Here is a 13716-nt window from a genome sequence, read left to right as displayed (position 1 = left end):
ATGACAATAACTCCACAACAACTGATTGCGCTGCTACCGCTGCTGATCGTCGGATTGACGGTGGTGGTTGTGATGCTCTCCATTGCGTGGCGACGCAATCACTTCCTGAATGCGACCCTGTCGGTTCTGGGTATGAACGCTGCGTTGGTTTCCCTCTGGTTTGTTGGCCAGGCGGGCGCGATGGATGTCACGCCGCTAATGCGCGTTGACGGCTACGCCATGCTGTACACCGGTCTGGTTCTGCTGGCGAGCCTGGCGACCTGTACCTTTGCTTATCCATGGCTGGAAGGTTACAAGGACAACAAAGAAGAGTTTTACCTGCTGGTACTGATTGCCGCACTGGGCGGCATTCTGCTGGCGAATGCGAACCACCTGGCCGCGCTGTTCCTCGGTATTGAGCTGATCTCGCTGCCGCTGTTCGGTCTGATTGGCTACGCCTTCCGCCAGAAACGCTCGCTGGAAGCGGCGATCAAGTACACGATCCTGTCCGCTGCCGCGTCGTCGTTCCTGCTGTTCGGTATCGCACTGCTGTACGCACAGACGGGTAACCTCTCCTTCCTGGCTATCGGCAAGAGCCTGGGCGACGGTATGCTGCATGAGCCGCTGCTGTTGGCAGGCCTGGGTATGATGATTGTTGGCCTGGGCTTCAAGCTCTCTCTGGTGCCTTTCCACCTGTGGACGCCAGACGTCTACCAGGGCGCACCAGCGCCGGTCTCTACCTTCCTGGCGACGGCGAGCAAAATCGCTATCTTCGGGGTGGTGATGCGTCTGTTCCTGTACGCACCGGTGGGTGATAGCGAAGCGGTACGCGTGGTGCTGGGCATTATTGCGTTCGTCTCCATTATCTTCGGTAACCTGATGGCGTTGAGCCAGACCAATATCAAGCGTCTGCTGGGCTACTCGTCTATTTCCCATCTGGGTTATCTGCTGGTGGCGCTGATTGCGCTGCAGAGCGGTGAAATGTCGATGGAGACCGTAGGCGTCTATCTGGCCGGTTATCTGTTCAGCAGCCTCGGCGCGTTCGGCGTGGTGAGCCTGATGTCCAGCCCGTACCGTGGCCCGGATGCCGACTCACTGTTCTCCTACCGTGGTCTGTTCTGGCACCGTCCGATTCTGTCTGCGGTGATGACGGTGATGATGTTGTCCCTGGCAGGTATCCCGATGACCCTGGGCTTTATCGGTAAGTTCTACGTGCTGGCCGTCGGTGTGCAGGCTGGCCTGTGGTGGCTGACCGCCGGTGTGGTTATCGGTTCTGCGATTGGTCTGTACTACTACCTGCGCGTTGCCGTGAGCCTCTACCTGAGCGCGCCTCAGCAGCTCAACCGCGATGCGCCGTCTAACTGGCAGTACAGCGCCGGTGGTATCGTGGTGCTCATCTCCGCGCTGCTGGTGCTGATCTTTGGTATCTGGCCGCAGCCGCTTATCACCATCGTGCAACACGCGATGCCGCTGATGTAAGCAAGCAAAAAACAAAAACCCGCTCCGGCGGGTTTTTTTATATTTACACCCTCTCGCCGCGGAAAGGGCACCAGATCCGCACCAAATAAAAACCCGCCTCGGCGGGTTTTTGATGTTTACTCCCTCTCCCCGTGGGAGAGGGTCGGGGTGAGGGCATCAGCCCGCACCGATCTTACGCCAGCTGCTTACGGCTAATCAGCGGCCCGTCAATTCTCTTCATTGAACGATCCAGCACCTCTTCAATCACCGACGACAGTTCGTTCAGTTCGAACTTCGCCACATACCCGTCGGCCTTCACTTTACGAATATGATCTTCGTTAGCATTTCCTGACAGTGAAGAGTGGATCACCACCGGAATGTCCTTCAGCACCGGGTCGGTTTTGATCTTACGCGTCAGCGTAAAGCCGTCCATCTCGGGCATTTCCAGGTCGGTCAGCACCAGCGAGATCTTGTCGGTGATCGGCACGCCTTCTGCCTGCGCCTGAGCCGCCAGCACGCCAATCTTTTCCCAGGCCTCTTTCCCGGTGATATGCAGCTGTGCCGGGATCGCCATCGCCTGCAGACCCTTCTCCAGCATCGAGCGCGCAACCTTCGAATCTTCCGCCACGATGGCCACCGCACCAGGTTTGATATTGAACTTGGTGGTTTTCAGGTTGGTAGCATGCAGATCGTGATTGGCCGGGGTGATATCGTATAGGATCTGTTCCACATCCAGCACCATCGCCAGATCGTTGGTGTCCGTCTGCTCGTCCAGGCAGGCAATACTGGTAATGTAACGGCCGCTGACGGCGGTTTCGGCAGCATGAACCTGCTTCCAGTCCAGACGCATAATGTTCTCGACGGACTCAACCGCAAATGCCTGTACGCTACGGGCGTATTCGGTAATCAGCAGGATATTGAGGCCGGTGGAGGGTTTACAGCCAGCCACGGCGGCCAGGTCGATAACCGGGATCACCTGGTCGCGAATATTCACCATCCCCATCAGCGGTGACTTCATACCCGCAGGTTTGGTGAACTCCGGCATCGGCACAATTTCACGCAGCTTAAATACGTTAATGCCAAACAGCTCGGACTTGTTTTCGTGCATCGAGGTGCCGAGACGGAACAGCAATAGCTCAAATCGGTTCGACAGGGTGAGATTCGCCCTGTCATCAATGTCTTTCTGGAAATTATCCATTTTACCCTCAAGTGAAATGCCTGCCTTTTAATCGTTATCGGCACGCGGAGGGAAAAGTGAAGGACTAAACGCTGACTTGAGTGAAATCGTCGGCTAACTCGGTATTCGCAAAGTATTCACGACACTCTGCCAGTAGCGCCTGGCAACCCTGCGCGTCATAGCGTGAGCTGACGTGGGTCACCATCAGCTTTTTCACCCCAGCCTGACGCGCTAATTGCGCCGCCTGGCGGGTAGAGCTGTGCCCGCGACTGTTGGCTTTCTCCTCCATCGCCGTTTCCAGCGTGGCCTCGTGCACCAGCAAATCGACGTTCTCTGCCAGCAGATGGGCGGCAGGGCAGGGGGCGGTATCCCCGAAAATGGCCAGTTTCTTCCCGGGCAGTGGGGCAGAGAGATAATCCTGCCCATTAATGACGCGCCCGTCCTCCATCGTCACGGTTTCGCCACGTTTCAGGCGCTGGAATAGGGGGCCGGGCACAATACCCTCGGCGACCAGGGCGGCCGCATCCAGCGCGCCCGGTTTATCCTGCTCCTCTATGCGGTAGCCATAGCACTCGACGGGATGATTAAGCGGCAGGGCAGTAACGCGGTACAGCCCATCATCCAGGACGATCCCTTCGCCTATCTCGACGATCTCAAGAGGGTAGTCCGTCCAGGAGCCGCTCAGACGCAGCGTGGTATCGACAAATTCGCGAATGCCCGCCGGGCCATACAGGGTCAGCGGCCGGGCATTGCCTGCCATCGAGCGACTGCACAGCAAACCCGGCAGGCCGAAAAGGTGATCGCCGTGCAGGTGGGTAATGAAAATCTTATCGAGTTTGCCCGGGTGATAAGCCGTTTCAAGCAGTTGATGCTGGGTGCCTTCGCCGCAGTCGAATAACCACAACCCTGCATGGGTAGGATGCTGTAAATCGAGCAGCATGGCCGTCACATTTCGTTGTCGTGTCGGTACGCCCGCAGACGTACCCAGAAAAAGCAGTTCCATAACGCGGTAACACCCTTTGCCGAACCGAAAGCATTTAGTATAACGGGATGATAACCCATAAGGAGCCTGACATGATTCAGTGGCAAGATTTACACCATCGCGAGCTTACCGTTTCGACCCTCTATGCCCTGCTTAAACTGCGCTGTGAAGTGTTCGTTGTTGAGCAAACCTGCCCCTATCTGGATATTGACGGTGACGATCTGGTGGGGGAGAACCGCCACATTTTGGGCTGGAGAGATAACGAACTGGTGGCGTATGCGAGGATTCTGAAAAGTGAGGATGATCTGGAGCCGGTGACGATCGGGCGGGTGATCGTCAGCAGCAAAGCGCGGGGCGAAAAAATGGGATATCAACTGATGGAGCAAACGCTGGCTGCGTGTCAAAAACAGTGGCCTGACAAGGCGTTATATCTGGGGGCGCAGGCACATCTTCAGCCGTTCTATGCTCACTTTGGCTTCCGCCCGGTGACCGAAATCTATGACGAAGATGGCATTCCTCACGTCGGCATGGCGAAGGAAGCGTAACAGGCGAAATCGCCAGGCATTGTCTATAGTTAGCGAACTGGTACAACTACATGGAGATAACTATGTCATATCAATCCTGGGATTCTCGTGTCGATGACGATCTGGCGCTGTTAAGCGAAACGCTGGAAGAGGTACTGCGCTCTTCTGGCGATCCGGCCGATCAAAAATACATTGAGCTTAAAGCGCGCGCCGAGCAGGCGCTGCACGAAGTGAAGGCTCGCGTCAGTAATGCCTCCGATAACTATTACTATCGGGCGAAACAGGCGGTTTATCGCGCAGATGACTATGTGCATGAAAAACCGTGGCAAGGCGTTGGCGTCGGCGCGGCCGCAGGTCTGGTTCTGGGTCTCCTGCTCGCTCGCCGCTAATCGCACTCATCCTTCTCCCTGCTAAATCGGGGGTACTGCCTTTTAATGCTAGTACCCCGTATAATGTAGGGTTTTAGCAGGGAGAGGTTTGCGTGCATTCAATGACTACCGCGCTGCAGGGACTCTGCAGCCAGCTGGACCAGGATATTCCCGCGACGCCAGGCTTACGCCAATATGACGTCACCTTCCCGCTTAATGATGCCTTCGACCCGCTCGCGTGGCTCAACGCGCAGCAATATTATCCGCAATTCTACTGGCAGCAGCGCAACGGCGATGAAGAGCTGGCGGCGCTGGGGGCTATTCAACGTTTTTCATCGCTGGCGGCCGCCCGGCAGTTTTTACATCTGTTTCCCGACAGCCCGGCTACCCGCATTGTCGGCTTAAACGCCTTCGATCCGCATCAGGGCGAACTCTTCCTGCCGCGGCTGACCTGGCAGCGGCATGGCGGGCGCGCCACTCTTCGCCTGCTGCTCTGGAGCGACACTTCTCTGCATGACGACGCTAAAACCGCCCGCGCATTTTTACTTTCGCTAAATGTCGCCAGGCCGATTGTTCCGCTCTCCTTGCACAGCGTGAGCGAAACGCATCTCCCTGACAAGGCCGCATGGTTAGCGCTGGTGACCAACGCTACAGAGGCTATCGCTCACCATGATTTTGACAAAGTGGTGCTGGCGCGGGCCACCGACCTGCAGTTTAACCGCCCGGTCAATCCTGCGGCCCTGATGGCTGCCAGTCGGCGCGTTAACCTACGCTGCTTCCACTTCTTTATGCAGCTTGATGCTGATAACGCCTTTCTCGGCTCTACGCCTGAACGCCTGTGGCGTCGCAGAGGCGAGTTACTGCGCACCGAGGCACTGGCAGGCACCGTTGCCAGCCACAGCGATGATTATCGCGCGGGCCGCCTGGCCGACTGGCTGATGAACGACGACAAGAACCAGCGTGAAAATATGCTGGTGGTCGAAGATATCTGTCAGCGCTTGCAGCATCACACCCAGCCGCTGGAGGTGCTGCCCCCGCAGGTTGTGCGCCTGCGTAAAGTGCAGCATCTGCGTCGCTGCATCTGGACCGCACTGCGGCAGCCGGATGATGAACAGTGCCTGATGTTGTTACAGCCGACCGCCGCCGTTGCGGGGTTGCCGCGTCAGGCGGCCTGGGACTTTATCGCCCATCATGAATCTTTTGACCGGGAGTGGTATGCCGGTTCCGCCGGGTATCTCAGCCTGGAGCAGAGCGAGTTTTGCGTGTCGCTGCGTTCAGCGCGGGTGACGGCAAACCGTGTCCGTCTGTACGCCGGAGCGGGGATCGTCAGCGGCTCCGATCCCGAACAGGAGTGGCAAGAGATAGAAAACAAAGCCGCAGGGCTGCGCTCTTTGCTCCTTAGGGATTAAGTCAAAGTCGCGCAATACCGATTCATATCAAAATTACGATTTTTTCTATTATTTATACTGTGTCGCATATTTGATACCGGACAACCTCATGTCAGTAAGTTCTTTTAACCGGCGCTGGGCGACGGTCATTCTTGAAGCCCTGACTCGCCATGGCGTCAGGCATATTTGTATCGCACCGGGTTCCCGCTCTACGCCGCTGACGCTGGCCGCTGCCGACAACCCGGCTTTTATACATCACACCCATTTTGATGAGCGTGGTCTGGGACATCTGGCGCTTGGGCTGGCAAAAGCGAGCCGCGAGCCGGTGGCGGTAATTGTGACCTCCGGCACGGCGGTGGCTAACCTTTATCCGGCACTGATTGAGGCCGGGCTGACGGGGGAAAAACTGATCCTGCTGACCGCTGACCGTCCTCCGGAGTTGATCGACTGCGGCGCGAATCAGGCCATCCGCCAGCAGGCTATGTTCGCTACCCACCCCACACAAACGCTCTCTCTTCCTCGGCCAACGCGGGATATCCCCGCGCGCTGGCTGGTATCCACGGTCGATAACGCCGTGGGATCACTGCGTCAGGGCGCACTGCACATTAACTGTCCTTTCGCCGAGCCTTTGTATGGCGAAATGGATAATGCCGATCTTGACTGGCAGCAGGCGCTGGGCGACTGGTGGCAGAGCGATAAACCCTGGCTGCGCGCCCCCGCTGAGCTTGTCAGCCCGAAACAGCGCGACTGGTTCTTCTGGCGCCAGAAACGCGGGGTGATCGTGGCAGGCAGAATGAGCGCCGCCGAAGGAAAGCGGGTGGCCGAATGGGCCCAGACTCTGGGTTGGCCATTGATTGGCGATGTGTTATCCCAGACCGGGCAGCCGTTACCCTGCGCCGACCTCTGGCTCGGAAATGCCCGCGCGGTGACCGAACTCCAGCAGGCGCAAATCGTTGTGCAGTTGGGCAGTAGCCTGACGGGCAAACGGCTGCTGCAGTGGCAGGCCACCTGCGAACCCGAAGAGTACTGGCTGGTCGAAAACCGCGAAGGGCGGCTCGATCCGGCCCACCACCGCGGGCGCCGCCTGGTATCGGGGGTTGCGGAGTGGCTGGACCTGCATCCGGCTGAAAAGCGTAAACCCTGGGCAACGGCCATTCCTGAACTCTCCCGCCAGGCCTGGGCGCTCGTCGAGCAACATAGCGAGCAGTTTGGTGAAGCGCAGCTGGCGCACCGTATCCGGCACTGTCTGCCCGAGCAGGGGCAGCTCTTTGTCGGTAATAGCCTTGTTGTCCGCCTGATCGACGCCTTTTCCCGGTTGCCGGCGGGCTATCCGGTTTACAGTAATCGGGGAGCAAGCGGCATCGACGGTTTGATCTCGACCGCTGCAGGGGTGCAGCGTGCGACCGCCAAAGCCACGCTGGCTATCGTGGGCGATCTCTCTGCGTTATACGATTTGAATGCGCTGGCGCTGCTGCGCCAGGCTTCGGCACCTTTTGTGCTGCTGGTGGTGAACAATAATGGCGGGCAAATTTTCTCTCTGTTACCCACACCGCCGCGCGAACGCGAGCAGTTCTACCTCATGCCGCAGAACATAAACTTTGAACATGCGGCGGCCATGTTTAGCCTTAAATACCAGCGCCCACAAAGCTGGGCCGAGCTTGATATGGCGCTTAACAGCGCCTGGAGTAAGCCGGGCGCCACGCTGATCGAGGTTATTGTTAATGACAGCGACGGCGCGCAGATGCTGCAGAACATGCTCGCACAGGTAAGCCACCTGTGATCCTCGCCGGAGAGGTAAAGTCGGGCACAGTCGGCCAACCCTGGCTGGTATTTCTGCATGGTTTTTCCGGCGATGCTGCCGAGTGGCAGCCGGTGGGCGAGCAACTTAGCGCTATGCCCCGGCTCTATCTTGACCTCCCGGGCCATGGCGGGTCGGCCGATATTGCGGTCGCGGATTTCGCCCAGGTCGATGCGCTACTGCGTGCTACGCTAATTAGTTACAACATACTAGATTACTGGCTAGTGGGGTACTCTCTCGGCGGCCGCATTGCAATGTATCATGCCTGTCAGGGGCCGAAAGGGCTGCGGGGCCTGATTGTCGAAGGCGCGCATCCGGGCCTGAGCCACCCTGACGAACGTCACCAGCGCAGGGTGTCGGATGCCGGCTGGGCGGAGCGGTTTCGCCATGAACCTCTGCCGGAAGTCTTTGCCGACTGGTATCAGCAGCCCGTTTTTGCCTCGCTCACGGCGGGGCAGCGCCAACAGCTCATTGCCCTGCGTAGTAAGAACAATGGCCGCACGCTGGCCGCCATGTTACAGGCCACTTCGCTGGCAGAGCAGCCGGACCTGCGTCCGGGCCTCAGTCAGCCCGCTTTCCCTTTTTATTATCTCTTTGGCGAGCGGGATAACAAATTCGCTCACATCGCTGGCGAACTTGCCGCCACCTGTTTCGCAATTCCTCATGCCGGACACAACGCCCATCGGGATAATCCCGCTGCGGTGACTGCCCGGCTGTGTCAGATACTCCGACTTCCCGTTAAGGAAACGCTATGATCTATCCTGATGAAAACATGCTCTACGCACCGGTTGAATGGCAAGACTGCTCCGAAGGCTATACCGACATTCGTTACCACAAATCAGCTGATGGCATTGCCAAAATCACTATCAACCGCCCGCAGGTGCGCAACGCGTTTCGCCCGCTGACCGTAAAAGAGATGATTCAGGCGCTGGCGGATGCACGCTATGACGACAATATCGGCGTCATCGTTCTGACCGGTGAAGGCGACAAAGCCTTCTGCTCCGGCGGTGACCAGAAAGTGCGTGGCGATTACGGTGGATACCAGGATGATGCCGGTACGCACCACCTGAACGTGCTCGATTTCCAGCGCCAGATTCGCACCTGTCCAAAACCGGTTGTTGCCATGGTCGCGGGCTACTCCATCGGCGGCGGCCACGTGCTGCACATGATGTGTGACCTGACCATTGCCGCTGAAAATGCCATCTTCGGCCAGACCGGCCCGAAAGTCGGCTCGTTCGACGGCGGCTGGGGGGCCTCCTACATGGCTCGCATTGTGGGTCAGAAAAAAGCACGCGAAATCTGGTTCCTGTGCCGTCAGTACAACGCTCAGGAAGCGCTGGATATGGGCCTGGTGAACACCGTGGTACCTATCGCCGATCTGGAAAAAGAGACCGTCCGCTGGTGTCGCGAAATGCTGCAAAACAGCCCCATGGCGCTGCGCTGCCTGAAGGCGGCACTCAATGCCGACTGCGACGGCCAGGCGGGTCTGCAGGAGCTGGCGGGTAACGCCACCATGCTGTTCTACATGACCGATGAGGGTCAGGAAGGACGCAACGCGTTCAATGAAAAACGTCAGCCAGACTTCAGCAAATACAAACGGAACCCGTAATGCGTTGCGCGCAGGTTTACCGCTGGCAGATACCCATGGACGCGGGTGTGGTGCTGCGTGAACGGCGGTTAAAAACCCGTGACGGGCTGTTCGTGCATCTCCGGCAGGGCGAGCGCGAAGGGTGGGGCGAGGTTTCGCCCCTTCCGGGCTTTAGCCATGAGTCGCTGGAGGAGACGCAGGCTGCAGTGCTTGCCTGGGCGCGCGAATGGCGCGAGGGGGCCGAACCGGCACTGCCGGACATCCCCTCCGCTGCCTTCGGTGTCAGCTGCGCGCTGGCCGAGCTTGAGGGCCGCTTGCCCAACGCGGCGAACTATCGCGCCGCGCCGCTCTGCACCGGCGATCCGGACGAGCTGTTTGCGCTGCTCTCCGCCATGCCGGGCGAAAAAGTGGCGAAAATCAAGGTCGGGCTGTACGAAGCGGTGCGCGACGGCATGGTGGCGAATCTGCTGCTCGAAGCGATCCCCGATTTGCATCTGCGTCTGGACGCCAACCGCGCCTGGACGCCGCTCAAGGCTCAGCAGTTTGCGAAGTACGTTAATCCCGCGTACCGCAACCGTATCGCCTTCCTTGAAGAGCCCTGTAAAACCCGCGATGACTCCCGCGCCTTTGCCCGTGAAACGGGCATTGCGATTGCGTGGGATGAAAGCCTGCGCGAGGCGGATTTTGCGTTCATCGCCGAGCCTGGCGTGAGCGCGGTGGTGATCAAACCCACGCTCACCGGCAGCCTGGAGAAAGTGCGTGAGCAGGTCGTGGCGGCCCATGCCGTAGGGCTGACGGCGGTGATCAGCTCGTCCATTGAGTCCAGCCTCGGACTGACTCAACTTGCGCGCCTCGCCGCGTGGTTAACACCGGAAACCATTCCGGGTCTCGACACGCTGAACCTGATGCAGGCGCAGCTGATCCGCACATGGCCGGACAGTGCTCTGCCGTGCCTCGGGGTCGAGGCGCTGGAGCCGTTGCTATGATCTTTACCGACTGGCCGTGGCGACACTGGCGTGCGCAGCGTGCGGATAAACCCGCGCTGCGGTTAAACGACGATGCGCTGAGCTGGCAGCAGCTGTGCGAGCGGGTGGACAGGCTGGCGACAGGCTTCCACCGTCAGGGGCTTGGTGAGGGCGACGGCGTGATGCTGCTCGCCCATAACCATCCTCAGACGCTGCTGGCGTGGCTGGCGCTGTTGCAGTGCGGCGCGCGTATTCTTCCGGTCAATCCGCAGCTTCCGCGCCCTCTGCTTGACGTCCTGATCCCGCAGATGACGCTGCGCTTCGCGCTGCTGCTTGACGGCGCGTTTGACGGGCTTTCGCGGCTCGCACTGGATGACCAACCCGGTGATTATGCCGCCCCGTGGCAGCCGGAGCGTCTGGCGTCGATGACGCTCACTTCCGGCTCTACCGGCTTACCCAAGGCGGCGGTACACACGTGTGCGGCGCATCTTGCCAGCGCGGCAGGCGTGTTGTCGCTGATGCCTTACGGCGATGACGACGACTGGCTGCTCTCCCTGCCGCTGTTTCACGTCTCCGGCCAGGGGATTTTGTGGCGCTGGCTCCAGGCCGGGGCGCGTCTAACGGTGCGTGAGAAGCAGCCGCTGGAGCAGGCGCTACAGGGCTGCACCCACGCCTCGCTGGTGCCAACACAGCTGTGGCGACTGCTTAATGGTGAGTGCCGCATCGCACTGAAAGCCGTGCTGCTTGGCGGGGCGGAAATCCCCGTTGAACTGACTGCGCGCGCGCGTGAGCAGGGTATTCGGACCTTCTGCGGGTATGGACTGACCGAGTTTGCCTCCACCGTCTGCGCCAAAGAGGCTGACGGCGCGCCGGACGTGGGTAGCGCGCTCCCGGGCAGAGAGGTGCAGGTGGTGAACGGTGAAGTCTGGATCAGGGCGCAGAGCATGGCGGCGGGCTACTGGCGAGACGGCGCACTTTTGCCGCTGGTCAACGACCAGGGCTGGTTTGCCACCCGCGATCGCGGTGAGTGGCACAACGGTCGCCTGACCATTCTGGGCCGCATGGACAATCTCTTTTTCAGTGGGGGAGAGGGGATCCAGCCGGAATCGCTGGAGCGCATCATCGTCACCCATCCGCGGGTAAACCAGGTGTTTATCGTCCCGCTGGACGACGCAGAGTTCGGACAGCGCCCGGTCGCGGTCATGGAATGTGAGCCGGACACGGACATCACAGCGTTACCGGAGTGGGTTCAGGGCAAGCTGGCGCGCTTTGAACAGCCGGTCCACTGGCTGGCGCTGCCGCCAGAGCTGAAAAATGGCGGGATAAAGATCTCCCGCCAGGCGTTAAAACAGTGGGTTAATGCCCTGCTGAGAAGATAGTTAGCCGAAATCCGGCTGTTCGGTGTACATCGCCAGACCCGGTGAGATGTTGAAGAAGATTAGCGCGCCCACCTTCAGTTAACGCGCAGTAAAAATGCGCTTTTTATTGATGCTCTAAATACCGAAATTATCAAACCGTTACAAACTAATTGCCTGACGCACACAGAGTGCTTGATCCCAAAGACACGCAGGTTAAAATCTCGCGGTTTTGGGAGATCTCTAATTATTACGTGCGGGACACGACAATGAAAAAAGTGGCATTTTTGGGCGCAGGCCTGATGTTTGTTTCAGTAGCAGCAAACGCAATTTCCTTTAACGGCTCGGCGGGTAAAGAGTACACCCATCTGGGCTTTGGCCTGGGGACGGAAACCTCCGGCCTGGCGATGACGGGCGGCTGGACGCATAACGACGACGACGGCGATGCGGCAAGCCTCGGCCTTGGCCTTAACGTTCCGCTGGGGCCATTCCTGGCAACCGTGGGCGGTAAAGGTATCTACACCAACCCGAACGACGGTGATGAAGGGTACGCGGCGGCCGTTGGCGGCGGGCTGCAGTGGAAAATTGGCGACAGCTTCGGCCTGTTCGGCGAGTACTACTACTCTCCGGATTCGCTCTCCAGCGGTATCGACAGCTATCAGGAAGCTAACGCCGGTGCGCGCTGGACCATCATGCGTCCTGTTACCATCGAAGCAGGCTACCGCTATCTGAACCTGGCCGGTAAAAACGGCAACCGCGACAACGCCCTGGCCGATGGCCCATACGTGGGCGTGAGCGCAGGCTTCTAATCCCCCCGGCGCGGCGGCCTGCCGCGCCAGTTTATCGCTTCCCCCTCTCCCAATTGCGCTATAGTGTTTTGACTATTAAAGCGGGAGAACACAATGATTAACGTGGAGATGTTATCCACCGGCGATGAAGTGCTGCATGGTCAAATTATCGATACCAATGCGGCCTGGCTCGCCGATTTATTCTTTGAACAGGGATTACCGTTAACGCGCCGCAATACGGTAGGCGACGACCTTGAGTCGCTGGTGAACATTCTGCGCGAACGCAGCGAGCACGCTGACGTGCTGATTGTGAACGGCGGCCTTGGCCCAACCGGGGACGATCTTAGCGCGCTGGCCGCCGCCACGGCGAAAGGCGAAGGGCTGGTCCTCCACGAAGCGTGGCTGGCGCAGATGGAGCGCTTTTTCTCCGAGCGCGGTCGCGTCATGGCCCCCAGCAACCGCAAGCAGGCCGAAATCCCGGCCAGCGCCGAGCTGGTGGATAACCCCGTCGGTACCGCCTGTGGCTTTGCCGTTAAGCTTAACCGCTGCCTGATGTTCTTCACGCCGGGCGTGCCGTCTGAATTTAAAGTGATGGTCGAGCAGCAAATCCTGCCGCGCCTGCGCGCGCGTTTCACTCTGCCTGAGCCGCCGCTGTGTCTGCGTTTGACCACCTTTGGCCGCTCTGAAAGCGATCTTGCCCAGAGCCTCGACAGCCTGCCGCTGCCGCCAGGCGTCTCGATGGGCTACCGCTCCTCCATGCCGATTATTGAACTGAAGCTGACCGGCCCGGCGACGCAAAAGGAGGCCATGCTGGCGCTATGGCCTGAGGTGCAGCGCGTGGCGGGAGAGAGCCTGATCTTTGAGGGAACGGAAGGGCTGCCTGCGCAGATTGCCCGGACCCTGAAGGCTCGCCAGCTGAGCGTCACGCTGAGCGAACAGTTCACCGGCGGGTTGCTGGCGCTGCAGCTTTCTCGGGCGGATGCGCCGCTGCTGGCCAGTGAAGTGGTGCCGTTCCAGCAGGAAACGCTGGCACAGACCGCGCGCTGGGCGGCCGAGCGCAGGGTTAAGCATTTCGCCGGGCTGGCGCTGGCCGTCGGCGGCGTGGATGACGAGCATCTTAATTTTGCTCTCGCGACGCCGGAAGGGACCCATGCGCTGCAGGTAAAAATGAGTATCACCCGCAACAGCCAGGCGGTGCGTCAGGAGGTGTGTGCGATGATGGCGCTCAACATGCTGCGGCGCTGGCTGAACGACAAACCGGTCGCCAGCGAGCATGGCTGGATCAATGTGGTTGATTCGCTGTTTGTTGAGTAACGGATGTGCCGGGGCGAACCGCCCCGGCAACG

13 protein-coding genes are annotated in these 13716 nt (G+C 59.4%); 11 read left to right on the top strand and 2 right to left on the bottom strand.

Going from position 1 to position 13716, the window contains the following annotated elements; genetic code table 11:
• Positions 1-1458 carry an NADH-quinone oxidoreductase subunit NuoN gene (gene nuoN, locus JZ655_RS14430; RefSeq protein ID WP_046884689.1) on the top strand — a complete coding sequence of 486 codons (1458 nt, stop codon included), beginning with the start codon at positions 1-3 and terminating at the stop codon, positions 1456-1458.
• A gap of 172 nt (positions 1459-1630) precedes the next feature.
• Here the strand turns inward: nuoN and JZ655_RS14425 are convergent, their stop codons facing one another.
• Both JZ655_RS14425 and rnz read right to left on the bottom strand, forming a co-directional pair.
• Positions 1631-2635 (bottom strand): chemotaxis protein, encoded by a 1005-nt coding sequence (locus JZ655_RS14425; RefSeq protein ID WP_040074689.1) that lies wholly within the window; start codon positions 2633-2635, stop codon positions 1631-1633.
• Between the two features lie 64 nt (positions 2636-2699).
• Positions 2700-3617 carry a ribonuclease Z gene (rnz, locus tag JZ655_RS14420; protein WP_207292145.1) on the bottom strand — a complete coding sequence of 306 codons (918 nt, stop codon included), beginning with the start codon at positions 3615-3617 and terminating at the stop codon, positions 2700-2702.
• Between the two features lie 71 nt (positions 3618-3688).
• Between rnz and JZ655_RS14415 the strand changes: the two genes are divergently transcribed.
• The 10 genes from JZ655_RS14415 to JZ655_RS14370 all read left to right on the top strand — a co-directional run bounded on the left by JZ655_RS14415 (position 3689) and on the right by JZ655_RS14370 (position 13684).
• The gene (locus JZ655_RS14415; RefSeq protein ID WP_207292144.1) at positions 3689-4141 is read left to right on the top strand and encodes a GNAT family N-acetyltransferase; all 453 of its coding nucleotides are present in this window, start codon (positions 3689-3691) and stop codon (positions 4139-4141) included.
• 62 nt (positions 4142-4203) lie between these two features.
• Positions 4204-4509, top strand: a complete 306-nt coding sequence (gene elaB / locus JZ655_RS14410) for a stress response protein ElaB (protein WP_040074693.1) — start codon at positions 4204-4206, stop codon at positions 4507-4509.
• A gap of 92 nt (positions 4510-4601) precedes the next feature.
• A complete protein-coding gene (gene menF / locus JZ655_RS14405; RefSeq protein ID WP_207292143.1) occupies positions 4602-5897 on the top strand; it encodes an isochorismate synthase MenF in 1296 nt (431 codons plus the stop codon).
• An 88-nt stretch (positions 5898-5985) separates the two neighbouring features.
• On the top strand, positions 5986-7656 hold the full coding sequence (gene menD / locus JZ655_RS14400) for a 2-succinyl-5-enolpyruvyl-6-hydroxy-3-cyclohexene-1-carboxylic-acid synthase (protein ID WP_207292142.1): 1671 nt from the start codon (positions 5986-5988) through the stop codon (positions 7654-7656).
• On the top strand, positions 7653-8429 hold the full coding sequence (menH, locus tag JZ655_RS14395; protein WP_207292141.1) for a 2-succinyl-6-hydroxy-2,4-cyclohexadiene-1-carboxylate synthase: 777 nt from the start codon (positions 7653-7655) through the stop codon (positions 8427-8429). The genes menD and menH overlap by 4 nt, the downstream gene beginning before the upstream one ends.
• The gene (menB, locus tag JZ655_RS14390) at positions 8426-9283 is read left to right on the top strand and encodes a 1,4-dihydroxy-2-naphthoyl-CoA synthase (RefSeq protein ID WP_207292140.1); all 858 of its coding nucleotides are present in this window, start codon (positions 8426-8428) and stop codon (positions 9281-9283) included. Before menH ends, menB begins: the two co-directional genes overlap by 4 nt.
• Positions 9283-10248 carry an o-succinylbenzoate synthase gene (gene menC / locus JZ655_RS14385; protein WP_207292139.1) on the top strand — a complete coding sequence of 322 codons (966 nt, stop codon included), beginning with the start codon at positions 9283-9285 and terminating at the stop codon, positions 10246-10248. Before menB ends, menC begins: the two co-directional genes overlap by 1 nt.
• Positions 10245-11606, top strand: a complete 1362-nt coding sequence (menE, locus tag JZ655_RS14380; RefSeq protein ID WP_207292138.1) for an o-succinylbenzoate--CoA ligase — start codon at positions 10245-10247, stop codon at positions 11604-11606. Before menC ends, menE begins: the two co-directional genes overlap by 4 nt.
• 245 nt (positions 11607-11851) lie before the next feature.
• Positions 11852-12391 (top strand): YfaZ family outer membrane protein, encoded by a 540-nt coding sequence (locus JZ655_RS14375; RefSeq protein WP_046884697.1) that lies wholly within the window; start codon positions 11852-11854, stop codon positions 12389-12391.
• Between the two features lie 93 nt (positions 12392-12484).
• Positions 12485-13684, top strand: coding sequence for a nicotinamide mononucleotide deamidase-related protein YfaY (locus JZ655_RS14370; RefSeq protein WP_207292137.1), 1200 nt, complete (start codon positions 12485-12487; stop codon positions 13682-13684).
• The last annotated feature ends 32 nt before the right edge of the window (positions 13685-13716 follow it).

The sequence above is a fragment of the Leclercia pneumoniae genome (assembly GCF_017348915.1).
GTDB classification, from domain to species: Bacteria; Pseudomonadota; Gammaproteobacteria; order Enterobacterales; family Enterobacteriaceae; genus Enterobacter; species Enterobacter pneumoniae.
The sequence above is the reverse complement of the archived record's forward strand: the minus strand, read 5'-3'. Positions and strand labels throughout refer to the sequence as shown.

Coding starts and splice junctions, on each gene's coding strand:
- menC (WP_207292139.1), top strand. CDS start 9,283: ATGCGTTGCGCGCAGGTTTACCGCTGGCAGATACCCATGGACGCGGGT.
- menE (WP_207292138.1), top strand. CDS start 10,245: ATGATCTTTACCGACTGGCCGTGGCGACACTGGCGTGCGCAGCGTGCG.
- elaB (WP_040074693.1), top strand. CDS start 4,204: ATGTCATATCAATCCTGGGATTCTCGTGTCGATGACGATCTGGCGCTG.
- rnz (WP_207292145.1), bottom strand. CDS start 3,617: ATGGAACTGCTTTTTCTGGGTACGTCTGCGGGCGTACCGACACGACAA.
- nuoN (WP_046884689.1), top strand. CDS start 1: ATGACAATAACTCCACAACAACTGATTGCGCTGCTACCGCTGCTGATC.
- menB (WP_207292140.1), top strand. CDS start 8,426: ATGATCTATCCTGATGAAAACATGCTCTACGCACCGGTTGAATGGCAA.
- JZ655_RS14425 (WP_040074689.1), bottom strand. CDS start 2,635: ATGGATAATTTCCAGAAAGACATTGATGACAGGGCGAATCTCACCCTG.
- JZ655_RS14370 (WP_207292137.1), top strand. CDS start 12,485: ATGATTAACGTGGAGATGTTATCCACCGGCGATGAAGTGCTGCATGGT.
- menD (WP_207292142.1), top strand. CDS start 5,986: ATGTCAGTAAGTTCTTTTAACCGGCGCTGGGCGACGGTCATTCTTGAA.
- JZ655_RS14375 (WP_046884697.1), top strand. CDS start 11,852: ATGAAAAAAGTGGCATTTTTGGGCGCAGGCCTGATGTTTGTTTCAGTA.
- JZ655_RS14415 (WP_207292144.1), top strand. CDS start 3,689: ATGATTCAGTGGCAAGATTTACACCATCGCGAGCTTACCGTTTCGACC.